Annotated in this window: 21 protein-coding genes; 8 read left to right on the forward strand and 13 right to left on the reverse strand. The window is 67.7% G+C overall.

The genetic code is table 11. The features are described from left to right. Nucleotides 1–75 precede the first annotated feature (75 nt). Nucleotides 76–750, forward strand: a complete 675-nt coding sequence (locus DFS13_RS28690; protein ID WP_249206027.1) for a transporter substrate-binding domain-containing protein — start codon at nt 76–78, stop codon at nt 748–750. A 45-nt stretch (nt 751–795) separates the two neighbouring features. On the opposite strand, the gene DFS13_RS28695 is transcribed toward DFS13_RS28690, so the two are convergent. The 4 genes from DFS13_RS28695 to DFS13_RS28710 form a co-directional block, all read right to left on the reverse strand. After that, a complete protein-coding gene (locus DFS13_RS28695) occupies nt 796–942 on the reverse strand; it encodes a hypothetical protein (protein ID WP_240465891.1) in 147 nt (48 codons plus the stop codon). A 47-nt stretch (nt 943–989) separates the two neighbouring features. Continuing rightward, nucleotides 990–2,438, reverse strand: coding sequence for an aldehyde dehydrogenase family protein (locus DFS13_RS28700; RefSeq protein WP_058903887.1), 1,449 nt, complete (start codon nt 2,436–2,438; stop codon nt 990–992). Between the two features lie 3 nt (nt 2,439–2,441). Continuing rightward, nucleotides 2,442–3,545, reverse strand: coding sequence for a tartrate dehydrogenase (locus tag DFS13_RS28705; protein ID WP_006493819.1), 1,104 nt, complete (start codon nt 3,543–3,545; stop codon nt 2,442–2,444). A 296-nt stretch (nt 3,546–3,841) separates the two neighbouring features. Continuing rightward, on the reverse strand, nt 3,842–4,762 hold the full coding sequence (locus DFS13_RS28710; RefSeq protein ID WP_006485547.1) for a LysR family transcriptional regulator: 921 nt from the start codon (nt 4,760–4,762) through the stop codon (nt 3,842–3,844). A 365-nt stretch (nt 4,763–5,127) separates the two neighbouring features. On the opposite strand from DFS13_RS28710, the gene DFS13_RS28720 reads away from it, so the two are divergent. The 3 genes from DFS13_RS28720 to DFS13_RS28730 all read left to right on the forward strand — a co-directional run bounded on the left by DFS13_RS28720 (nt 5,128) and on the right by DFS13_RS28730 (nt 7,757). Then, nucleotides 5,128–6,456, forward strand: a complete 1,329-nt coding sequence (locus tag DFS13_RS28720; protein ID WP_048985967.1) for an MFS transporter — start codon at nt 5,128–5,130, stop codon at nt 6,454–6,456. Between the two features lie 56 nt (nt 6,457–6,512). Continuing rightward, nucleotides 6,513–7,415 (forward strand): NAD(P)-dependent oxidoreductase, encoded by a 903-nt coding sequence (locus tag DFS13_RS28725; RefSeq protein WP_111442405.1) that lies wholly within the window; start codon nt 6,513–6,515, stop codon nt 7,413–7,415. A gap of 108 nt (nt 7,416–7,523) precedes the next feature. After that, the gene (locus DFS13_RS28730) at nt 7,524–7,757 is read left to right on the forward strand and encodes a hypothetical protein (RefSeq protein ID WP_080322797.1); all 234 of its coding nucleotides are present in this window, start codon (nt 7,524–7,526) and stop codon (nt 7,755–7,757) included. Between the two features lie 150 nt (nt 7,758–7,907). On the opposite strand, the gene DFS13_RS28735 is transcribed toward DFS13_RS28730, so the two are convergent. After that, the gene (locus DFS13_RS28735; protein ID WP_080331527.1) at nt 7,908–8,801 is read right to left on the reverse strand and encodes a LysR substrate-binding domain-containing protein; all 894 of its coding nucleotides are present in this window, start codon (nt 8,799–8,801) and stop codon (nt 7,908–7,910) included. Nucleotides 8,802–8,896: 95 nt separating this feature from the next. Here DFS13_RS28735 and DFS13_RS28740 point away from each other — a divergent pair, with 95 nt between their 5' ends. Further along, on the forward strand, nt 8,897–10,093 hold the full coding sequence (locus DFS13_RS28740; RefSeq protein WP_111442406.1) for an MFS transporter: 1,197 nt from the start codon (nt 8,897–8,899) through the stop codon (nt 10,091–10,093). On the opposite strand, the gene DFS13_RS28745 is transcribed toward DFS13_RS28740, so the two are convergent. Together DFS13_RS28745 and DFS13_RS28750 are read right to left on the reverse strand one after the other, a co-directional pair. After that, complete coding sequence (locus DFS13_RS28745) at nt 10,077–11,285, reverse strand: acetyl-CoA carboxylase biotin carboxylase subunit family protein (RefSeq protein WP_060214041.1); 1,209 nt, start codon at nt 11,283–11,285, stop codon at nt 10,077–10,079. The two genes, DFS13_RS28740 and DFS13_RS28745, sit on opposite strands and share 17 nt — an antisense overlap. Before the next feature lie 37 nt (nt 11,286–11,322). Next, a complete protein-coding gene (locus tag DFS13_RS28750) occupies nt 11,323–12,267 on the reverse strand; it encodes a hypothetical protein (RefSeq protein WP_059723835.1) in 945 nt (314 codons plus the stop codon). Between the two features lie 166 nt (nt 12,268–12,433). Between DFS13_RS28750 and DFS13_RS28755 the strand changes: the two genes are divergently transcribed. Beyond that, nucleotides 12,434–13,309 carry a LysR family transcriptional regulator gene (locus tag DFS13_RS28755; protein WP_006491158.1) on the forward strand — a complete coding sequence of 292 codons (876 nt, stop codon included), beginning with the start codon at nt 12,434–12,436 and terminating at the stop codon, nt 13,307–13,309. A 17-nt stretch (nt 13,310–13,326) separates the two neighbouring features. Here DFS13_RS28755 and DFS13_RS28760 read toward each other — a convergent pair whose 3' ends face one another. Both DFS13_RS28760 and DFS13_RS28765 read right to left on the reverse strand, forming a co-directional pair. Continuing rightward, nucleotides 13,327–14,595, reverse strand: a complete 1,269-nt coding sequence (locus tag DFS13_RS28760; RefSeq protein WP_048985972.1) for an ATP-grasp domain-containing protein — start codon at nt 14,593–14,595, stop codon at nt 13,327–13,329. Between the two features lie 51 nt (nt 14,596–14,646). After that, nucleotides 14,647–16,089 carry an MFS transporter gene (locus DFS13_RS28765; RefSeq protein WP_111442407.1) on the reverse strand — a complete coding sequence of 481 codons (1,443 nt, stop codon included), beginning with the start codon at nt 16,087–16,089 and terminating at the stop codon, nt 14,647–14,649. Between the two features lie 405 nt (nt 16,090–16,494). Between DFS13_RS28765 and DFS13_RS28775 the strand changes: the two genes are divergently transcribed. Next, the gene (locus DFS13_RS28775; RefSeq protein WP_111442408.1) at nt 16,495–17,616 is read left to right on the forward strand and encodes a TauD/TfdA family dioxygenase; all 1,122 of its coding nucleotides are present in this window, start codon (nt 16,495–16,497) and stop codon (nt 17,614–17,616) included. A gap of 96 nt (nt 17,617–17,712) precedes the next feature. Continuing rightward, nucleotides 17,713–18,654, forward strand: a complete 942-nt coding sequence (locus DFS13_RS28780) for an ABC transporter substrate-binding protein (protein ID WP_058903895.1) — start codon at nt 17,713–17,715, stop codon at nt 18,652–18,654. A gap of 72 nt (nt 18,655–18,726) precedes the next feature. On the opposite strand, the gene DFS13_RS28785 is transcribed toward DFS13_RS28780, so the two are convergent. The 4 genes from DFS13_RS28785 to DFS13_RS28800 form a co-directional block, all read right to left on the reverse strand. Continuing rightward, a complete protein-coding gene (locus DFS13_RS28785; protein WP_006483188.1) occupies nt 18,727–19,266 on the reverse strand; it encodes an AidA/PixA family protein in 540 nt (179 codons plus the stop codon). A gap of 65 nt (nt 19,267–19,331) precedes the next feature. Continuing rightward, nucleotides 19,332–19,835 (reverse strand): inclusion body family protein, encoded by a 504-nt coding sequence (locus DFS13_RS28790; RefSeq protein WP_006483191.1) that lies wholly within the window; start codon nt 19,833–19,835, stop codon nt 19,332–19,334. Nucleotides 19,836–20,130: 295 nt separating this feature from the next. After that, complete coding sequence (locus DFS13_RS28795) at nt 20,131–20,514, reverse strand: GtrA family protein (protein ID WP_006498083.1); 384 nt, start codon at nt 20,512–20,514, stop codon at nt 20,131–20,133. Between the two features lie 13 nt (nt 20,515–20,527). Then, nucleotides 20,528–21,571, reverse strand: a complete 1,044-nt coding sequence (locus DFS13_RS28800) for a glycosyltransferase family 2 protein (protein ID WP_111442409.1) — start codon at nt 21,569–21,571, stop codon at nt 20,528–20,530. Nucleotides 21,572–21,588 lie beyond the last annotated feature (17 nt).

The following is a 21,588-nucleotide window of genomic DNA, read 5'->3' on the forward strand; positions in this document are numbered from 1 at the left end:
TGAATTGAGCGCCGATTCGCTTCGTCATCCAGAAAATTTGAAGCCATCTCGCCTGCAACTTCGGAAGTTGGTCCATTGATCAGCGTTTCCCTAGAGCTCGCGGCGACAATCCTCCGGCAGATAGGCGTGACCCGGATCGAGTATTGCCCGGCGACGTTCGGCGAATTGCTGCCCGGCGTTGCATCAGGTCACTGGGACATGAACGTGCCGCTCTTCGTGACGCCGCAGCGCGCCCACACCGTCGCGTTCAGCGTGCCGGTGTGGGGGATCGAAGACGGTTTTCTGGTTCGCCCGGGAAATCCGAAGGCACTCAGGCGTTATGCGTCGATTGCCGAACGTCCTGACGCGCGCCTCGGCATCATTGCCGGACAGGTCCAGCACGATTCCGCGATCGCGGCGGGCGTGAGCCGGCGGCAAATCGTCGTCTTCGAACAGCAGGCCGACGCGATCGCGGCCGTTCTTTCCGGCGTGGTCGATGCGTATGCGAGCACCGCGTTGGGGAATCGAATCGTGGCGGGCCGGATAGGCAGCGCGCTGATCGAGGCCGTCGCGCACGAGTCGGATGTCGACGGCAGCCCGCGGACGCCTCCGCTGGGCGCGTTTTCATTCAACCGGGAAAACGGGGATCTGCTGGCGGCGTTCAATCAGCGACTTCGCTCGTATCTTGGCTCGCCGGACCATCGCGCTCGCATGGCGAGATTCGGGCTGACGGCGCGCGAGATCGATCCGGCCGTCTTGCAGACGGGATAGGTCGGCACTCGGCCGGCAAGCGTCGCGCGACGGATGATGGAACGGTCAGCCGGCGTCGACGAATTCCGCGGCGGCAGCGCGCGCGATGTCGCGATCGTGGAGCTGCAACACGTCGACGACACGGTTCGCGACGATCAGGTTGCCGAAGCGCTTGCCGACGTGGCCGGCACCCACGATGGTCAGCCGAGACATGGTGATTCCCCGGCGACGGCCCGAAGGCCGTCGCGCCGTTGTGGCCGTCAATCGTGCCTGATCGCGATGGTCTTGAGCGCGGTAAAGCCGAGCAACGCTTCAAAGCCTTTCTCGCGGCCATATCCGCTTGCCTTCACGCCGCCGAACGGCAGTTCCACGCCGCCGCCCGCGCCATAGTTGTTGATGAAGACCTGTCCGGCCTGCAGCTTGCGCGCGAGGCGCAGCGCACGTGCGCCATCCCGCGTCCAGACGCCGGCGACGAGGCCGTACTGCGTGCCGTTCGCGAGCGCGACCGCCGCGTTCTCGTCGTCGAACGGCATGGCCGCGAGCACGGGGCCGAATACCTCTTCCTGCGCGAGTTCGCTGTCGGGCGGTACGTCGCGGAACAGCACCGCTTCCTGGTAGTACCCCGAACCCGATGCGCCGGCCGCGATGGTGCCGCGCGCCGCCACCCGAATGCCGTCGGCCTGCGCACGCTCGACGATGGCCCGGACCCGCGCATGCTGCCTGGCGTTGACGAGCGGCCCCATCTCCAGATTCATCGACGGCGGCCCGGAACGCAGCCGCGCGAACTGCTGCGCGAGACGATCGAGCACGCGCTCGTAGACGGTGCGCTGGACGAGCAGGCGGCTGCCGGCCGAGCAGGTCTGGCCCGCGTTCTGCACGATTGCATTGACGATGACGGGCAGCGCCTGGTCGAGGTCGGCATCGTCGAACAGCAATTGCGGCGACTTGCCGCCCAGCTCGAGCACCGCGGGGCAGTGACGCTCGGCCGCCGCGCGCCCGACCAGCGCGCCCGTTCCGGTCGACCCGGTAAACGAGATGTGACGAATGCCGGGATGGGCCGACAATGCCGCGCCGGCTTCGCCGCCCAACCCCGTGACGACGTTGACCGCGCCGGCCGGAAAGCCGACCTCCGCCGCGATTTCGGCCAGCCGCAGAATGGACAGGCTCGCATCCTCCGCCGGCTTGACCACGCACGCATTGCCGGCGGCGAGCGACGCACCGACCGAGCGGCCGTAGATCTGCATCGGGTAATTCCACGGAACGATGTGGCCCGTCACGCCGATCGGTTCGCGCACCGTCAATACCGTGAACCCGGCGGTGTAGGGCAGTGTGTCGCCGTGCAGCTTGTCGACGCATCCGGCGTAGTACTGGAGGTAGCGCGCGAGCACCGCCGCGTCGGTACGCGCGGTGTTCAGCGCCTTGCCCGTGTCGCGCGCTTCGAGCTGCGCGAGTTCGTCCGCATGCTGCGTGACGGCCGCGGCATACGCGAACAGCAGGTTGCTGCGCTCGACCGGCGACAGCTTCGCCCACGGGCCGTCGAGCGTGTCGCCCATCGCGCGCTGGGCGGCGGAAACGGCGCGCTGCACGTCGGTCGCATCGCCGCGCGCGATCGTCGCGAACGCTTCGCCGGTGCTCGGGTCGACGACGTCGATCCGCTCGCCGGTCGTCGGCGCGACGCGGACGTTGTCGATGTAGTGATCACATTGCATGGGTCATTCCTCGATCGATGCGGGATTCGCGATGGTGTGCGCTATCGCGGCGCCCAGTTCCGCGGTGCTGGCCGTGCCGCCCATGTCGCGGGTGCGCGGGCCGGCGACGAGCACGGATTCGATCGCCGCGACGATTTCGGCGGCCGCGGCTTCGTAGCGCGATTCGCCGCGACCGAGGTGCTGGAGCAGCAACGCGGCCGACCAGATCTGCCCGATCGGATTGGCGATGCCGCGGCCGGCGATGTCGGGCGCCGAGCCGTGCACCGGCTCGAACAGCGACGGGAAGCGGCGCTCGGGGTTCAGGTTCGCGGACGGCGCGATGCCGATCGTGCCGGTACAGGCGGGGCCGAGGTCGGACAGGATGTCGCCGAACAGGTTGGAGGCGACGACGACGTCGAAGCGATCGGGATTCTGGACGAAGTGTGCGCACAGTATGTCGATGTGATATTTGCGCGTTTCGATGTCCGGGAACGACCGCGCGATTTCCGCGAGGCGCTCGTCCCAGAACGGCATGGTGATCGAGATGCCGTTGGATTTCGTCGCGGCCGTCAGCTGCTTGCGCGGGCGCGAGCGGGCGAGCTCGAACGCGAACCGGAGCACGCGGTCGACGCCGACACGCGAGAAAACCGACTGCTGCACGGCGATTTCGCGGTCGGTCCCGGTGAACATCCGGCCGCCCACCGACGAATACTCGCCTTCCGTGTTCTCGCGCACGACGATGAAATCGATGTCGCCGGGCCGGCGTCCGGCGAGCGGCGCGGGCACGCCCGGCATCAGGCGCACCGGACGCAGGTTCACGTATTGATCGAACTCGCGCCGGATCTTGATCAGCGATTCCCATACCGCGACGTGATCCGGCACGATGTCGGGCGCGCCGACCGCGCCGAAGAAGATCGCGTCGTGCGCGCCGATCTGCCGCGCCCAGTCGGCCGGCATCATCGTGCCGTGGCGAACGTAGTGATCGGTACACCAGTCGCCGAACTCGTCGAACGCGAGCGGAATGTCGAAACGGTCGGCGGCAGCGCGCAACACGCGCATGCCTTCGGGCATCACTTCCTTGCCGATGCCGTCGCCGGCGATGACGGCGATGCGGTGCGGGTTCTTCATATGGCGGGAAGCCTCCATGACGAAGCTGGCGTCCCGCACGGGAGGGGCTGACACGGGGAGCGGCGTGAACCGCGCAGCGTCGAACGGCCGCGCGACCTGCGATACGCGACGCTGCACCGCTCACGTCGGATCGCGTCGCCGTGTCTCCTGCGTCTCTTCCGTTGCGGTAACCGGCGGACTGTTGAATCGGTCCGTCGAATCTACTTCGTCACAGGCGCGGGCGGGAAGTGCGGATCCGCGAACGGGACCTTCGAAAATCTGCAACACGCCGGCGAGCGCGGGCGCGGGGCGGCGTATCAGTCGCCCGCCTGCCCGGCTTCGCCGGACACGAGCGAAGGCGGCGCGAAGGACGCGAGGAACTCGAACAGCTTGCGCGTCGGCAGCGGCACGGCGCCCGCGCGGATGCCGACCGACATGACGCGGTTGGCCCACGGATCGTTCAGGCGAATGAAACGCAGGCGCATCGGTTCGCGAAACAGCGCGACCGCGCGCTCGGGCAGGATGCCGATGCCTTGCCCCGCGGCGATCAACCGGCACATCGCCTCGAAGCTCTGCACCTGCACGCGGAAGCGGACCGACTTGCCGAGCAGCGCCGCTTCCCTGACGAGCGAGCGCGTCAGTTCCGAGCGGTCGTCGAGTGCGACCAGATCGTGGTCGAGCAACGCGCTGAAATCGATCGACTCGCCGGTCAGCGGGTAGTCGTCGGGCACGACCACGCTGGCCCGGTCCATGCAGTAGGGCGCGAGATGGATCCCTTCGGTCGCGGTGCGCGACGTGACGATCCCGACGTCCGCGCGGCCTTCGCGCAGCGCCTGCAGGATGTCGGCGCTTCTCAGTTCGCTGATCTGCAGCTTGATGTCGCGATAGCGCTGCGAGAACGCGCGCAACTGATCGGGAAGATCCTGGCTGATCGCCGAGATGTTCGCGAAGACGCGGACGCGGCCGACCGCGCCTTTCGTATAGTCGGACAACTCGCTGTAGATCGCATCGGTGCGCAGCAGCAGGTCGGTCGCGTGACGCAACAGCGCTTCGCCGGCCGGCGTGAGTTCGACGCCCGCCACCGTGCGGTTCAGCAGCACCACGCGAAAGTGATGCTCGAGCAGCGCGATGCGGCGGCTCGCGGTGGAAAGCGACATGTGCGACTGCTGCGCGGCGCGCGACAGGCTGCCCAGCTCGGATGCACGGACGAACAGGGCGAGGGACGTGAGATCGAACAAGCGCGGACTCCGGTTGAAACTGCGGCCAGTATGTCATCCATCGATGCGCTCCATGGTGCCGGGCGAAGTGGTGCTAACCCTGAGCGGTCGCGAATGGTGCGCCGCACACCGCGACGCCGCGATCATCCCGCGGCTGCCCGTGTCGCGCGGGCAATCGGCGCTAGAATCCGTTTTTCCGGTGGCTTGTGCATTGCACCGTACGATGGCCGGCGCGGGCATGCGTTCGAGATATTCGAAGTGCCGCTTGAAGGATTTCGCATATCGGGCGGCCGGGGCAGCCGGTAGATTCGAACGGTCCCCTGTCGCACACACTTATCTCGACAGCGACTGCACGCGGGGCCATCCATGAACTTTCGGAGACAAACGTGGAAATCGACGCGACCTGCGATCCGGGCGACCTCGCCGCCCCGGCATCGGCGCACGACCTCGCGCAGGAGGACCGGATCTTTCGTCGGCTGGCCGTGCAGATCCTGCCCATCCTGATGTTCGCGTACGTCACTTCGTACATCGACCGCGTGAACGTCAGCTTCGCCAAGCTGCAGATGAGCCAGCACCTGGGCTTTTCGGATGCGGTGTTCGGCTTCGGCGCCGGAATATTCTTTCTGGGCTACGTGATCTTCGAGGTGCCGAGCAACATGCTGCTGGTGCGGGTCGGGCCGCGGCGCTGGATCACGCGGATCGTCGTGTCGTGGGGCATCGTGTCGGGATTGACCGCGTTCGTGTCCACGCCGATGCAGTTCTACGTGATGCGCTTCCTGCTCGGCGTCGCCGAGGCCGGCTTCATCCCGGCCATCGTGCTGTACATGGCGCGTTCGTTCCCGGGGCGGCGGCGCGCGCGGATCCTGTCGATGTTCTACGCGGCGCTGGCGCTGGCCGGCCTGATCGGATCGCCGTTGACCGGCTTCATCCTGCAGTATTTCGACGGGGCGATGCAGATACCGGGCTGGAAATGGATCTTCATTCTCGAGGCGCTGCCGGCATTCCTGGCCGCGCTGTACGTATGGAAAGGCCTCGACGACGACGTCACGCGCAGCGCGCGCTTCTCGCACGCGGAGCGCGCCGTCCTCGCACGCGTACTGGCGGAAGACCGCGCGACGACCGAGTCCGTCGCGCACCGCGGCCTGTTCTCGAGCTGGCTCGTGTGGGCGTTCTGCGTGATCTACTTTCTCGACGTCTTCGCGATTTACGGCTATACGTTCTGGGCGCCGACGATGATCAAGCAGATGGGCATCGGCAGCGATTTCGTGATCGGCCTGCTCGCCGCGCTGCCGAACGCGGTGGCCGTGGTCGTGATGGTCCTGTTCGGGCGCAGCGCGGACCGGCGCGGCGGACGGCGGCTGCACGTCGCCGCGCTTTTGCTGATGGGCGCGACGGGGCTCGGGCTGTCGGTCGTCTGGCACGATCGGCTGTGGCTCGGGATGTTCGCGCTTTGCATTGCGAACGCGGGGCTCATCTCGTTTCCGCCGCTGTTCTGGAGCATGCCGACCGCGGCGCTCGGCGCCGCATCGGTATCGATGGGCATCGCGGTGATCAGCTCGTTCGGCAACCTCGGCGGTTTCTTCGGCCCCTATGCGGTCGGCTACCTGAAGCAGCTGTCCGGCAATCTCGCCGTGCCGCTGTTCCTGATGGTCGGGTGCCTGTTGCTGGGCCTCGTCCTCACGATGCTGCTGCCGGCGCGGCTGGTCGAGCGGTAACGACAATCCGGTTCGCCGCGGCGCAGCGCCGCGGCGCCTTTTTTGACGGGAATGACATGAAACAGCAGATTGGCCTGATCGGCGTGGGTTTGATGGGGCATGGTATTGCGCGCAACGTGCTGAAGCACGGTTATCCGCTCACGGTCGTCGAGCATCCGGGCAACCAGCCGCTCGACGAACTGCTGCAGGGCGGCGTCCGGACCGTGCGGACCGCGCGCGAACTGGCCGCGCAAGCGGACGTCGTCATCCTCTGCGTGACGGGTTCCCCCGAAGTGGAAGCGGTGCTCACCGGCGAGGACGGTGTGTTGGCCGGCCTGAAGGACAACGCGATCGTCGTCGATTGTTCGACCGCGGTTCCCGAGTCGACCGTCCGGATGGCGCGGCTCGTCGAAGCGGCAGGCGGGCGCTTCGTCGATGCGCCGATGACGCGCGGCGCCAGGGAGGCTCACGAGGGCCGGCTGAACCTGCTGGTCGGCTCGACGCCCGGGTTGTTCGCGGAGATCCGGCCGGTGCTCGCGTGCTTCGCCGAGAACATCACGCGCGTCGGCGATGTCGGGGCCGGCCACAGCATGAAGCTTTTGCACAACTATGTTTCGCTCGGGACCATCGCGCTGCTGTCGGAAGCCGTCGCGTGCGCGAAGCGCGCGGGCGTGGACGTCGCGGTGCTCGCCGACGTGCTCGCCAACGGCGGTGGCGGCGGCGCCGCGCTGAACCGGCTGCGTCCGTTCCTGGAGTCCGGCGACACGTCCGCGCTGCCGTTCCATATGGCGAATGCGCTGAAGGATCTGTCGTACTACTCGGCGATGGCCGAAGGCGTCGATGCAGCCCATGCGATCGCGGCGGCCGTCACGGATACGTACCGCGATGCCGTTGCCGGGGCCGGCGCGCATTGTCCGGTGCTGAAACTGACCGATGTGCTGATGGCGGGGCCCACGCGCGACGACGGCGCGTCGCTTTGAGGAGGCGGGCGGTCGTGCGTGCGGGGCAGGATCGCCGGAAAAGATCCGGGAACCCGTTTGTAGCGGGTGCGACGACCGATGACAAAAAGAACGAAATCGATTGCTGCCGTGGTAGCCGTACTGATCTGCGTCGGCCTGTTCCTCATGACCAAGGTGCACCTCGGGTACTACTCGCATGACAAGGCCATTGCAGACGATGCCGAAAAGATCGCGATTCAGCGCTTCAACAGCAAGCAGTTCGATGCGATCTACGACAGCTTCGCCGAGAACGTGAAGCAGGCTATTCCGAGGAAACGGGCCCTGGAAGCCATGCACGCCACCTTTGATCGTTTCGGGACATAGCCCGGTCGATCCGGAAATCGTCCGTGCGCACGCATGCTCCGGCCGCGCGTATGGTGCACCGCTTAGTCGGGTCTCGTAGCGTATGCACATACGTACGACGTCAACGTATGCGTCTCGGATATCGTGGTACGTGCAGCAGGAGCGGGAAGCCTAGTCCGGCGCGACCGACCGGGCGAACTCGACGAATTGCTCGACGCAGGTCGACGAAAACGGTTCGGACCACGTGACGACCAGCTCGAGCACGTGCGGCCTCGCCAGCGGCACGTAAGCGACGCCCGGGCGGTGCAACGTCGACGTGAAGCCGGGCACGATGGCGACGCCGCGTTCCGCCGCCACCAGCGACACCAGTGTCGTGATCTGCGACGCGGTCGGTCCTATCCGCGGCGTCACGCCTTCATGCGCGCACAGATCCTCGAGCGCGGCGTTCAGCGCGGAACCGTACCCGGAAGGGAACGTGACGAAGTTCTCCATCGCGAGTTCGCGGAACGCGATCGTCGCGTTGCCTGCGTATCGGCTCCGGGCCGGCACCGCGGCGACGAGCGGTTCCCGCGACACGACGAGGGAGCGGATGCGCTCGCCGGACGTCGTCGCCGTTGACCAGCCGAAGCCGATGTCCAGCGTGCCGTCGGCGATCTGCTGGCGCTGACTGGCGGTCGATACCTCCCGAAACGCCAACTCGACTTCCGGCATGCTGCGGCTCACGTTGCGGATGATGTCCGAAAACGCGTCGGACATCGGGATGGAGCTTGCATAGCCGATCACGACACGGCCGACCATACCCTGCGCCATCTTGCGCGCGGTCGCCTCCGCCTCGTCGACCGCATGAACGACGGTTCTCGCCTGTTCGAGAAACAGCGCGCCGGCCGGCGTGAGCTGCACCGCGCGCGTGGACCGCTCGAACAGCCGGATGCCGAGGTCGGCTTCCAGCGCGGCGATATGGCGCGTCAAAGGCGGCTGGGCGATACGCAAACGCAACGCCGCGCGTCCGAAGTGCAATTCGTCGGCGACGGTCACGAAATAGCGGAGGCGGCGTAGGTCGAGCATTTTTGTCGTTTCGGTATCAGTGGCCACGAAAACAGTATTGGCACGCGTGCCGCCCGCTCGTCAGACTGTCACCCACATCAGAGAGGGCATCACCCGTGGGCAACAGAACCATCCGATTCGCATTTTTCCTGTGCGGGTTCGCGGCATTTATCAATCTTTATTCGACGCAGGGCATCCTGCACGAACTCGCCGCGGCCTTCAACGTGAGCGCCGAACAGGCCGGCCAGGGCATCAGCGCCACTACCTTGGCGGTTGCCATTATCGCTCCGTTCGTCGGTACGCTGGCCGCCCGTTTCGATCGCCGGACGGTCATTTCGTGCGCCGCCGTGGCGTGTGCGCTTCCCGTCCTGTGGTCGGGGCACGCGGCGCACTTTTCATCGTTTCTCGCCGCCCGCTTTGCCGCGGGCATGCTGATGCCGTTCATCTTCGCGATCTCGATCGCCTGTATCGGCGAGATCTTCAGCCACGACGCGGCGACGGAGGTCAGCGCACTGTTCGTCGCCGGTACGACGCTCGGCGGATTCGCCGGGCGCTTCGTGACCAATATCCTGACGTCCGCGTTCGGCTGGCGTCACGCGCTCGATTTCATCGCGTTCCTGTGTCTCGCGACGGGCCTCGCGATCCACGCGTGCCTGCCGAGGTCCGACGTCGCGCGTCCGGATGGCGATGGCGTGGCGACGCCGCGCCGGAAGCTCTTGACACGCGGCCCGCTGCTGGCGTCGTTTCTGGTCGGCGCATGCGTGCTCGCATCGCAGGTCGCGACGTTCACGTGTGTCGGACTGCGGCTGGCCGGTGCGCCATTTGGCTTCGATACGGTCGAGATCGGCGCGATCTATGCGGTATTTCTCGTCGCGGTGGTCGTCACACCGCTCGCGGGCCGCGTCGCGGCGCAACGCGGCCCGCGCGATCTCGCGCTTGCGGCGACCGGGCTCGCGATCGTCGGTGCATTGCTCACGCTGTCGAGCAGCGTCAGTGCGATCTTGACCGGTCTCGCGCTCAGTTCAACCGCGGTGTTCGTCGAGCAGGCGTCGGCCAATGCGTTCATCTCGCGGGTGGCACGCGGGGCACGATCGACGGCGATCGGCATCTACCTTTCCTTCTATTACCTTGGCGGAAGTCTCGGCTCGGTCCTGCCTGTTCCCGCATGGAATCGCTGGGGCTGGGCGGGCTGCGTCGCGTTCGTCGTCGGCGCACAGGCGATCGCGGGCGCGCTCGTGTTTTTCTTCTGGCGCGGGACGCCGCCTGCCGGCGCAAGCAAATCTCGCTCGCCCGAAGTCAGGCCGACTCGGTAGTCGATTTCAACTCGCCGCGCGCGCCCGCCGCCCCCACGCTGTCCGCCGGATCATACCCGGCCGGCAACGCCACCCGCACATAAAGAAACGCACGCCGTTCCCGATCGGGCAGCACTTGCGGTCCGTAGCTGATCCTGACCGCTCCGTCGTCGATCTCCCCGGCCTGCGCGAAGCGCCACGCGCCGGGATCGCTGTCGAGCAGGAATTCGGCGCGCGCATACGCGTGCGGCTCGAACAGCTCGGGAATCGTCACCGTCCTGCCGTCGAGCTTGTCGAGCAACGCTTCGACCACGTTGAAGCCGTACCCGTCGCGCACGATGTCGCAGATGAAGCTGCCCGCGATACGCGGGTTCAGTTCGATCACGTGCGGCACGCGATCATGCACGATGCAGTCGAGATGCACGGGCCCCCACGTGAGCCCGGCGGCGGCCGTCGCACGCGTGCCGACGTCGATCAGCGCGCGCAGCGTGTCGGCGTCGAGATCGAGTTCGGACGTATAGCCGCGTTCGAGAAAGCCGGCGCCATGCCGCTTCAGCTTGCGCAGCGCGCCGACATAGCGGCCGTCGAAATACTCGACGCAGTATTCGCTGCCGTCCAGGAACTCCTCGATGACGACGCGTTCGGTCGCAAGCGACGGGGCATCGGCCCGCACGGCAGCGAGTGCGTCGAGCTGCGCGCGCACGGCGGCGATGTCCTCGCAGCGGCGCACGCCGTCGCTCGCGGAGCCTTCCGCTGGCTTGACGACGACCGGAAAGCGCAACGGCGCGGCCGCGGCCGCGAGCGCCGCCGGCGCGGCCAGCGTGCCCGCGACGAACTGCGCGGCCGGGATGCCGTGCGCGGCGAGCAGCGCCTTCTGGTTGGACTTCGACACCGCGTGCGCGACGTGCCGTGCATCGGGGCCGGGCAGCCCGAGCGCATCGGCGACCCACGCGGCGGTGCGCGCATAGGTGTCGTGCGCGGTCGTCACGCGCAGCGTGTCGAGTTCGTCCGGATAGCGCGCGCGCAGCCAGCCGGCGAGCTGGCCGGCGTCGGGCGCGAGGTTGACCGTCTCGACGCCGTCCGGAAACACGCCGTCGAGACGATGGCCGGGCGCGGTGACGACGGTCACGGCCACCTGGCGTGCGAGGGCGCCGCGCACCAGCGCGATGCTGCTGCCGGTGGCGCGTGCGCCGATCACGATGAGTCGCTTCATGAGGAATCCTTGATCGAGGGCGAAAGAGGAAAGCCGGCTAGCGTGCGCGCCTGCGCAGGCGCTGGGCTTCGAGGCGCGGCAGCAGATGCTGGACGACGCGCGGCAGCGTATAGATCGGCAACTGCGCGCACGCGAACACGAGCGCCATGGTCGGCGTGGCGGCCAGCCCGAGCGCGGCCCACATCAGCCCGACGTTGCGGTTGGCGACGATCAGCGCGACGTTCAGGCGCGTGCGGACGTCGCCGGGCGTGAGCCCGTACGCGACGATCTGGAAACCCGCGTTGACGGCGAACGCAACGGCGATCGCGGCCAGTGCGCGGTGCGGTGCGTCGATGATCGACTGCTGCATGCCGGCCATCGTGCCGAGCGCGAATATCAGCAGCGCGACGACGACGATTGCGTCGATCGGCGTCGCATGGCGTGCGAGCCGCGCGCCGGCAAAGCGGCGCACGAGCAGCGCGACGCCCTCGGCGCTGCCGATCAGCAGCGCGAGCCGCAGCGCGAGGCTCGACGGCGAGATCGACACGGCCGCGTCGTGGCTGAACCACGCGGTCAACAGCGGTGCGGTCAGCGGCACGAACACCATCGACGCGAGGGTCGCGACGAGCGCGACGCTTGCGTCGAGCGACAGCATCCGTGCGATCGTCGACGTACCGCTCGACGGCGGCGCGCAGTATGCGATCACCAGCGCGACGACCCAGTCGTACGGCAGGCCGGCGAGCCGCGCGGCGATGCCGAGCGCGACCGGGCACGCGATCATCGTCACGGCGGGCAGCAGCAGCGACACGGCCGGCCGCCGCGCGACCGCGCGCACCGCGCTCGGCTCGACCCGCAGCAGCGTGCCGAGCACGAACAGGAACACGGTAACGGGCATCAACGGCCGCGCGAGCGCCGCGAGCGGCGGCACCAGCAGCCCGAGGCCGACGCCGCACGCGAGCACGGTCGGGCCACGCCGCACCAGCGCGGCGATCAGTGCGCGCACGGACGAACCTCGAGCCGGCGGCGAACGGGGGTAAAGCCGAAGCAGGCAGCGAATGGCATGCGGATTCCTTGAAAAGGGCCGGCCGGCAGGGAATACCCGCTAGGCTAATCCGGATGATTGGCGAAGTAAAATGATATAAACTGAATCGGTAACAAGAGAAACCGATATGAACATCCCTCTGCTCGAAACTTTCCGGGCCGTCGTGCAGGAAGGCAGCGCGCTGCGCGCGGCCGAACGGCTCGGCTGCACGCAATCGAACGTCACGGCGCGGCTGCGCCAGCTCGAAGAGTCGCTCGACGCGCCGCTGTTCGACCGGCACGGCAAGCGGCTGGTGCTGAACGACGCCGGGCGCCGGCTGATGCCGTATTGCGACCGCATCCTGCGCCTCGTCGACGAAGCGACGCAGGTGGTGCGCGAAACGCCGGTCGCCCGCAGCTTCCGGCTGGGATCGATGGAGAGCACCGCCGCCACGCGGCTGCCGGCGCTGGCCGCCGCGCTGAAGGAGCGCGACCCGGCGCTCGGCCTCGCGGTGCAGATCGGCAGCGAGCCCGATCTGGCCGAGGCGCTGTTGCGCGGCCGGATCGACGCGGCGTTGACCGCTCGCGCGGTTGTCCGGCCCGGGCTGCGTTACGAGCCCGCATTCGCGGAAGACATGGTGCTGGTGAGCGCGGCGACCGTCACGCGCCGGCAGTTGCTGGCCGACAACACGGTGCGCTTGCTCGCGTTTCACGACGGCTGTCCGTATCGCGCGGTCGCGGAACACTGGCTGAAGGCGCGCGGCGTCGCGATCGAGTCGGTGTCGTCGTTCGGCACGTTCGGCGCGATTCTCGGCTGCGTGGCGGCCGGGATGGGCGTCGCGATCCTGCCGAAACGGATCACGACCGAGCACGTGGCGCGCAAGGAACTGCGCACGCACGCGTTCGACGATCTCGACAGCGTGACGACCTATCTCGTCACGCCCGACGAAGCGCCCGCGCTGCCCGAACTCGACGCGTTGCGCGCGGTGCTCGGCCGGCAGGCGGGTGCGCTGCTCGCGCGCTGACGCGAGACGATCCGGCCCTAGGCCGGCGCGACCGCGCGTTCGTCCGCGAAGAAGTCGGCCTCGATTTCGCGAATCCGCCGGCAATCCTCGAGCAGCCGCTCGAAGGTCGGGCTGTACAGGCCGACCGTGCCGAGGGCGGTCTGCAGGTCGGTGGTCACGCGCAGCGTGTCGCCGACCTTGATCCACTGCTTGAGCCCGACGAACGACGGCAGCGCCTGGATCGCCTGCCACGTGAAATCCTGCCGCAGCACGCCGTTGCGCGACGACAGCAGCAGCACGTGCCCGCAGTAGCCGCGAAAATCCGTCGGTGCGGTGATCTCGCCGAACAGCCGTTCCGGATGCAGCACCGCTTCGACGGCGGCCGACACGTGATTCTCGCCGCTGACCGCGCTCGTCAGCCGTGGATCGAGACTGCCGTGCAGCCGCGCGTTCAGCTCGACGATCGTCGGACCGTCGGCCGTATCGAACAGCTCCAGATGGGTCGGCCCGAAGCGCACGTCCAGCGCGTCGAGCACGTCGGCCGCGTAGTCGAGCAGCGGTGCGTAGCGCGGGTCGGCATGGTTCAGCACCAGCATCTTGTCGAGCCGCGGCGCGTGCGTGCGGTCGCGATGCACCTCCCACAGGCTGACCACGCGATGGCGGCCCTCGAACGACACCGAGTCGACGATGTATTCCTGCCCTTCGGAATAGCTCTGGATCACGATGTCGTCGTTCGGCTGGTTGTACAGCGAACGGGTCGCCAGCACGTCGCGCGCGGCGGCCTCGACCTGCGCGAGCGTCCGGCAGATCTTCACGCCGGTCACGCCCGCGCTGCGCGCCGGCTTCACGACGAGCGGCAGCGTGCCCTGCGCGCGCGCCCAAGCGAGCGCTTCGTCGACCGACGTGCTGTGGAAGTGCGCCGGCGCACGCAACCCGGCCGCGCGAATGCGCTCGTTCATCGCGAACTTGTCGCGTCGTGCGGCGGAGGTCGCGAGCGGGTTGCGATAGGGCACGTCGAGCCGCTCGGCGAGCGTGTCGGCCAGCTCGAGCGCCGCGTCGAGGCCGTGCAGCACCGCGCCGATCCGCAGGTCGGCCAGTTGCGCGAGCGTCGCGTCGATGTCGCCGCGATGCTGGACCTGGCGGACGTAGTCGGACGGCACGAACTGGTTCCGGTAGATTGCGGGCAGATCGGGGTCGCTGATCACATGCGCGCAACGGATGCCGTATGCGCGAAACGCGGGGGCCAGATAGGCGGCGGTCGACGCGCCGTCGACGATCAGGACGGTATCGATGAAGCGATGCTGCATGGATTCCTCGCTCGGATGGGGGCGGTTGAAGGACGTCGTGCGGCAGCGCGCTCAGGCCCGCGTGCCGGTAACGGGAGTGTCGCGGGGCCAGCGCACGGCCAGCACGACACAGATCGCGACGAGCACGGCCGCGACGGCGAACGCATGCGCGGCGCCGGCCACGATGGCCGCGCCCTGGCCGGCGACCAGCGCGCCGAGTGCCGCGACGCCGATCGCGGCGCCGACCTGGCGCGCGGTATTGAGAATCGCGGACGCGGTGCCCGAGCGGCCGGCCTCGACGCTGCCGAGCAGCGTCGACGTCAGCGCGGGAATCGCGATGCCGCCGCCGACCGCCATCGCCGCGAGCCCGGGCGCCAGCAGCGCATACGGCGTGTGCGCGGCGAGCGTTTGCCACAGCCACACGTAGCCGGCGAGCGACACGGCGAGCCCGACGATCACGGTCGCGCGAAACCCGTAGCGGACCGCGAGCCGTGCGCTCGCGATATTGGCGAGCATGATGACCGTGAGCGGCGCGAGCGCGAGCCCCGATTCGGTCGCCGTGAAGCCGCGCGCGTTCTGGAAATAGAGGCTGAGCGAGAAGATCAGCCCGTAGAACGCCGCATTCGTGATCGCGCCGATCGCGAGCACGCCCGGCACGCGGGCGATCCGGAAGAACGCGAGCTGCAGCATCGGCGCGGCCACGCGCCGTTCGATCGCGACGAACAGCGCACCGAGTGCGACCGACGCGAGCAGCGCACCGGCCGCATACGGGTCGCTGATCCCGTGCGCACCGGCGCGGATGATCCCGCCCGTCAGCAACCCGAGCACGAGTACCGCAACGATCTGGCCGGCCGGATCGAACAGCCGGGTGCGCGCGGCGGCCGAATCCCGCACGTGGCGCAGCGTGAGCCACAGCCCGAGCGCGCAGATCGGCAGGTTGATGAAGAAGATCGCGCGCCAGCCGAGCGAATCGATCAGCAGGCCACCGAGCGTCGGCCCGGCCGCGCTGATCGCGCCGCCCGTCGCGCTCCACCACGCGACGGCTTTCACGCGCGCGGCGGCGTCGTTGGCGCACGCATGCGTGATGAGCGCGAGCGACGTGGGCAGGATCATCGCGGCGCCGACGCCTTGCGCGACCCGCGCGGCGACCAGCGCCGCCAGCGACGGCGCGAGCGCGCAGCCGAGCGACGCGAGCAGGAACAGCGCAAGACCGTACGCGAACAGCCGGCGGCTGCCGAAGCGGTCGGCCAGCGTGCCCGACGTCAGCAGCAGCGCGGCGAACGACAGCGTGTACGCATCGACGATCCACTGCAGCCCATGAACGCTCGATCCGAACGCCTGACCGAGGCTCGGAATCGCGACGTTGACGACGGTCACGTCGAGCTGGACGATCGCGAAGCCCAGGCTCGCGGCCGCGACGGTCGGGAAGATGGCGCGCAGCGACGTATGCGGCGCAGCCGCAGCGGCGGCCGGTGGATGGTCGACGCGGTCGAGCGCCGGGGCGTGATCGTTCATCGCGGCTCCCGGTGCGGGCCGGACGTGTGCGACGTCGGGTGCGGCAGGCGGTATCGATTCATCTGGCGGGTTCCCGTAGGGCGGATAGAGGAAGCCGGCTGCCCGTCGGACGCCGGCTGAATCGTCGAATCCGACAGAAAACTAGCATCGACCCGTTGGCGAATACAAATAATAACCAGCGATTTTTTAACAAGTATTCGTGTTAAGGGCAGGTGCAAACGACGTGAACCGGTTCCGCCCGCATTGCTGAACTTATATCGATAATTTTCGTTTGCAATCGAATTAATATCATTTCGCAATGCAATGACGGTCTCCTAGTCTTGTCGAGCGCTTCGCCCCGAGGACGGTGGAGCGCGGCGGTGATGCCACGCCGCTCTTCGAACCAGATCTTTATACGAGAGACCTATGACCTATCTCGCAGATGAACGCATCGCTTTGACGGCAGTGGAATCCGCTCATATCCGCACGGCGCTCGGCGCGCTCGACTACGACCCGGCCGGCGGCGCCGGTTATATCAGCGCGGTCCGCAAGCTCGCCTACAACGCGTTTCCCGACCGGGTCGTCGACGCATTCGATCGGGCGAAGGCGCCGACCGCCGACGCGCACGGCTCGATCGAGATCGACAACCTGCCGATCGACGACGGCGTGACGGGCAGCCCGCGGTTCGAGGAAACCGGCCGCTCGTTCAAGGCCGGCGTGTTGAGCGAGAACGTGCTGGTCGCGTTGAGCACGCTGGCCGGCGAGCCGTACTCGATCGCGCACGAAGGCCGCGAGCTGGTGAACAACCTGACCCCGCACAAGGCGACCGCGCGCGACTACACGGGCCTGGGGTCCGAGGTCGAGCTCGACTTCCACATCGAGAACGCCGCGCAGGCGCACATGCCGGAAGGCGACACGTCGCCGTTCGCGCTGCTGCTGCTCGGCGTGCGCAGCGAGGCGGGCGGCGGCCCGTACACGCGGCTCGCCGATGCGCGTCGCGCGCTGCAACTGCTGTCGCCGGACGACATTGCGCAACTCTACGGCGAGCACTACATCATCCGCGTGCCGTACCGGTGGCGCGGCGCGGCGCCGACGCCGCGCGACAACACCGACCTGAGCGCCGTGCTGTCGGGGCCGCTCGATGCGCCGCGCGTGACGGTCGCGTTCTATCCGGACATGGTGCTGGCGGTCAACCCGCGCGCGCAGGAAGCGCTGGCCAACCTGTATCGCGCGGTGCGCGAGGTGTCGTTCGGCGTGCAGGTGTCGCCGGGCAAGCTGGTGCTGATCAACAACCACTTCACGCTGCATTCGCGCGACCGCTTCGACCCGCAGTACGACGAGAACGATCGCGCGTTCCGCTGGGTGCAGCGTGTGTTCGTCGCGCGCAGCCTGTGGAATTTCCGTGCGTTCACGCCGCTGCAGGCGCGCGTGTTCGACCCGAAGGCACTGTATGCGGGCGAGTCGGCGCAGGCGAGGCAGCCGGCGCCCGTCGTGCAACCGGCGCCGCGGCGTGCGGCCGCGGTCGAACTCGAAGCGACGCCTGCATAAAGGAGCCGGGCCGGGCGGCAAGGTACGCGCAACGTCACCGAACCGCCGCCCGCGCGTGCGCCACGCATCATCGAATAAAAAGGGATTCCACCAGACATGAGAAGCCGCGCTTTTCCCGTGACACACGTTGCCCGCTTGCTGGCCGCCGCGCTGATCGCCGGCAGCGCCTTCGCCGCGCAGGCCGCGTCGTTCGACCTGAGCCCCGAGCAGCCGGCCCGGCAGCGCGGCGCCGTGAACCCGGCGGTCGAGCAGGCGTTGCCGGCCGGTTTCCGGTTTGCCGAAGCGAATACGCTGACGATCGGCATCGCGCCGAACCTGCCGCCGCTCAGTACCTATGCGACCGACGCGCGCACGGTGGTCGGCTTCGATCCCGATCTCGCGCAACTGATCGCGGACAGCCTCGGCCGCAAGCTGAAGATCGTGCCGCTCGCGTGGGCCGACTGGCCGCTCGCGCTGCAGTCCGGCAAGGTCGACGCGGTGATCTCGAACGTGACGGTCACCGAGCAGCGCAAGGAGAAGTTCGACTTCTCGACCTACCGCAAGGACCAACTCGGCTTTTACGTGAAAACCGGCAGCAGGCTGGCCGCGATCCGCGAGCCGAAGGATGTCGCCGGGCTGCGCGTCGTGACCGATTCGGGCACGAACCAGGAAAAGATCCTGCTCGAATGGAACCGGCAGAACGTCGCGCGCGGCCTCGCGCCGGTCGAGATCCAGTATTACGCGGATGCGGCCGAGCGGTGGGTCGCGCTGCAGTCGGGCCGGGTCGACACGATCTTCAGCGTGAACTCGATGCTCGCGTACCAGGCGTCGCTGCGCGGCGATGCGAAGCTGATCGGCACCGTCAGCGGCGGCTGGCCGCGCACCGCGGACATCGCGATCACGACCCGCAAGGGCAGCGGCCTGGCCGAGCCGCTGACGCTCGCGATCAATGCGCTGATCGCGAACGGCAGCTACCGGAAAGCGCTCGATCACTGGCGGCTGGATGCCGAGGCGATCGACCGGTCGCAGACCAATCCGCCGGGGTTGCCGCGCACCTGAACACGGCACGCGGCGGTGCTTGCGTGATCGGCCGCCGTTCGGCTGCATCGTGAAACGGCGGTTGCGATCCGGCTACGGTTCGACGCCGGGCTGTTTCGTGTCCGGCCGGCTGCCGGCGATCTCGATCGCCGTTTCCCAGCGGAAGTAGCCCGATACGGCGCCGTCGCGATCGAGCACGGCGAAATCGGCCGTGCACGTGGTGATGCCCGGGGCCAGCACCTCGCTGCGCCAGAAATGGTCTTTCATCGGCCGGCACGACGGATGCAGCAGGTCGTCGCCGTCCGGCACCGGGGTGGCGGCGTCGCGGATTTCCGCTTCGATCGGCGCGACGATGCCGGCGTCCTTCAGCGCGAACCGGATGAACAGCACGGTCACTTCCGCACGCAGCGCCAGCGCGGTTTCGCGCAAATGCAGCTGGTCGCCGGGCGACAGGCCGGCAAAGAGCCGGTTGTCGTTGTGGCCGACCTGCCCGGCGTCGCCGGGGCGCAACACGTAGATGTGCCGGCCGTCGATCACGGTCGGCGCGTCGGCGTCCCGGCTCGCATCGGGGTAGGCCGACAGCAGCGTGACGGCGTCGACGATCGCGAGACCATCGCAACGAACACCAGACATGAGCACGTCCTCCGCAACAAGGGAGCGGCACGGGCGGCCGTCGTGCGGCCGCCCGCGTGCCGCGATCAGTTATGGATCGAGATGAACGGATCCCACGAGAAGCAGCCCTGGCTCTGGCAGTTGCGATCGATGATCTGGAACTGGAAGTGGTAGGTCACGCGGCCGACCTTCAGGCATTCCGACGACCAGTAGTAGTTCGCGACCTTCTGGCACGTCGGCACTTCGGGCTTGCTGGTGTTCGGCACCGGGATCGACGCTTCCGCGACGCGCGGCGTCGGCGTCGAGATCAGGTCGTTGCCGACGTTGCCGATGAACTTGTAGAACACCACCTGGTTTTCGAAGCCCAGCGACAGGCTCGTTTCGCGCCAGCGGATCAGGTCGCCGACCTGCGCCTTCAGGTCGAGCTCGCCGCCCGCCTGCCCGGAAATGACGTTGTCTTGGTTGGTCACCATATAGACATAGCGCCAGTCGATCAGTGTCGGCGCCGCCGGATTCTTGCTGGGATTCGGATATTTTTTGAGAATGGTTTCGGTATCGAACGAAACGAGCACATCGGTAACGCGTGACATAGAAGCTCCCGTTTGAAGTAATGGGAATCATCGTTGCGCGAATTGCTTCGTGCAGCCGCCATCGCCTTGTGAGGCAAGGGTTTGAGCCGGTATCGGCACGTGCGGAGGCGACGGCTAATGCAGATTAGTCCGTTTGGTTAATCATGGAAGCTGTAAAAGTAAACAGGTCGGGAAAATGATTTTTCGAGTTAATTTTAAAATCGGAATCAATCGGGTCGATGCGTGACATAAATATCGCGACATTGAATCTGTTAATCGATCGACCGATTATCGGCGGGGGCGGGAAGGCGGCTGTTTACCGGTAGGTCCAGAGCCGGTGCAGCACGAACGTCGTCGGCGGGATCAGCAGTGCGATCGCGACGACGCCCATCGCGCGCGACGCACCCAGCGCCTCGGCGGCACGCGCGAGCAGCATCGTCTCGACGAAGCCGGCCAGCGTGACCGCGAGAAAGCGCAGCGCGTTGCGGGGGCGCACCGTCGACGAGAAGCTCCATAGCGTATTCGCCAGATACGAGAACGCGGTCGCGCAGAGGAACGCGATGGCATTCGCGGTCACCGGCGTCGCGTCGCGCAGTGCGAACAGCGCCGTCGCGACCAGCGTGTGGAGCGCGGTCGAGCCGAGCCCGGACACGCCGAAGCGCACGAGCCGCGTGCGCTCGGCCTGCAGCAGCCCGATCATGGCGAGCGCGCGTTCAGCGCGCGCCGATGCGCGCCCGGACCGGCTGCACGCGCCGGCGGGCCGGCTGGCGGCGGGCGTCGCGCGCGACCGGCAGTTCGATCACCTTGCCGTGCGCCTGGTAGCGGCGGCGGATCAGGTAGACGGGCCGTTGCTTCGATTCGTCGTAGATCCGCCCGACGTATTCACCGACCACGCCGATCCCGATCAGCTCGATGCCGCCGATGAACAGCGTGACCGAGATCAGCGACGCGTAGCCGAGCACCGGATTGCCGAACAGCAGCGTGCGCAGGATGATGAACGAACCGTACACGAACGCGAGCGCCGCGATGCCGACGCCGATGTAGGTCCAGCTGCGCAGCGGCACGGTGCTGAAGCTGGTGATGCCTTCCAGCGCGAAATTCCACAGCTTCCAGCCGGAGAATTTCGAGTGCCCGGCGCTGCGCGGATCGCGCTGGTACTCGACGATCACGGTCTTGTAGCCGACCCACGCGAACAGCCCCTTCATGAAGCGGTGCCGCTCGGGCAGGTTGCGCAGCGCGTTCACGACCTTGCGGTCCATCAGCCGGAAATCGCCGACGTTCTCCGGCAGCTTCACGTCCGACAGCAGGTTGTGCACGCGGTAGTAGATCGCGGCGGCGGTGCGCTTCGCGAACGAATCGCACGCGCGGTTGCTGCGCTTGGCCGCGACGACCTCCGCGCCGTCGCGCCAGTGGTCGATCATCACCGGGATCAGGCTCGGCGGGTCCTGCAGGTCCGCGTCGAGCGGGATCACCGCATCGCCCGCGGCTTCGTCGAGGCCGGCCGTCAGCGCGGCTTCCTTGCCGAAGTTGCGGGTCAGGTCGATGACGCGCACGCGCCGTTCGGCCGCGCCGATCCGGACCAGGCGTTCCAGCGTGTCGTCGCGGCTGCCGTCGTTTACGCAGACGATCTCGAAGCGGATCGCGTCGATCGCGCTCAGCAACGGAATCACGACGTCGAAGAAGCGTTCGACGGCTTCGCCTTCGTTGTAGAACGGCGCGACCAGCGAAACGAGCGGCGTGTAGATGGGTTCCCGCATGATGATTCCCCTTGTGA

The organism is Burkholderia sp. 28_3 (assembly GCF_003253915.1).
Classification (GTDB): domain Bacteria; phylum Pseudomonadota; class Gammaproteobacteria; order Burkholderiales; family Burkholderiaceae; genus Burkholderia; species Burkholderia cenocepacia.

Bases quoted from the DNA above. Each gene is read 5' to 3' on its own strand.
- DFS13_RS28705 (WP_006493819.1), bottom strand. From the start codon at position 3,545: ATGAAGAACCCGCACCGCATCGCCGTCATCGCCGGCGACGGCATCGGC.
- DFS13_RS28760 (WP_048985972.1), bottom strand. From the start codon at position 14,595: ATGCAGCATCGCTTCATCGATACCGTCCTGATCGTCGACGGCGCGTCG.
- DFS13_RS28695 (WP_240465891.1), bottom strand. From the start codon at position 942: ATGTCTCGGCTGACCATCGTGGGTGCCGGCCACGTCGGCAAGCGCTTC.
- DFS13_RS28745 (WP_060214041.1), bottom strand. From the start codon at position 11,285: ATGAAGCGACTCATCGTGATCGGCGCACGCGCCACCGGCAGCAGCATC.
- DFS13_RS28775 (WP_111442408.1), top strand. From the start codon at position 16,495: ATGACCTATCTCGCAGATGAACGCATCGCTTTGACGGCAGTGGAATCC.
- DFS13_RS28765 (WP_111442407.1), bottom strand. From the start codon at position 16,089: ATGAACGATCACGCCCCGGCGCTCGACCGCGTCGACCATCCACCGGCC.
- DFS13_RS28790 (WP_006483191.1), bottom strand. From the start codon at position 19,835: ATGTCACGCGTTACCGATGTGCTCGTTTCGTTCGATACCGAAACCATT.
- DFS13_RS28700 (WP_058903887.1), bottom strand. From the start codon at position 2,438: ATGCAATGTGATCACTACATCGACAACGTCCGCGTCGCGCCGACGACC.
- DFS13_RS28800 (WP_111442409.1), bottom strand. From the start codon at position 21,571: ATGCGGGAACCCATCTACACGCCGCTCGTTTCGCTGGTCGCGCCGTTC.
- DFS13_RS28725 (WP_111442405.1), top strand. From the start codon at position 6,513: ATGAAACAGCAGATTGGCCTGATCGGCGTGGGTTTGATGGGGCATGGT.
- DFS13_RS28755 (WP_006491158.1), top strand. From the start codon at position 12,434: ATGAACATCCCTCTGCTCGAAACTTTCCGGGCCGTCGTGCAGGAAGGC.
- DFS13_RS28785 (WP_006483188.1), bottom strand. From the start codon at position 19,266: ATGTCTGGTGTTCGTTGCGATGGTCTCGCGATCGTCGACGCCGTCACG.
- DFS13_RS28780 (WP_058903895.1), top strand. From the start codon at position 17,713: ATGAGAAGCCGCGCTTTTCCCGTGACACACGTTGCCCGCTTGCTGGCC.
- DFS13_RS28795 (WP_006498083.1), bottom strand. From the start codon at position 20,514: ATGATCGGGCTGCTGCAGGCCGAGCGCACGCGGCTCGTGCGCTTCGGC.
- DFS13_RS28735 (WP_080331527.1), bottom strand. From the start codon at position 8,801: ATGCTCGACCTACGCCGCCTCCGCTATTTCGTGACCGTCGCCGACGAA.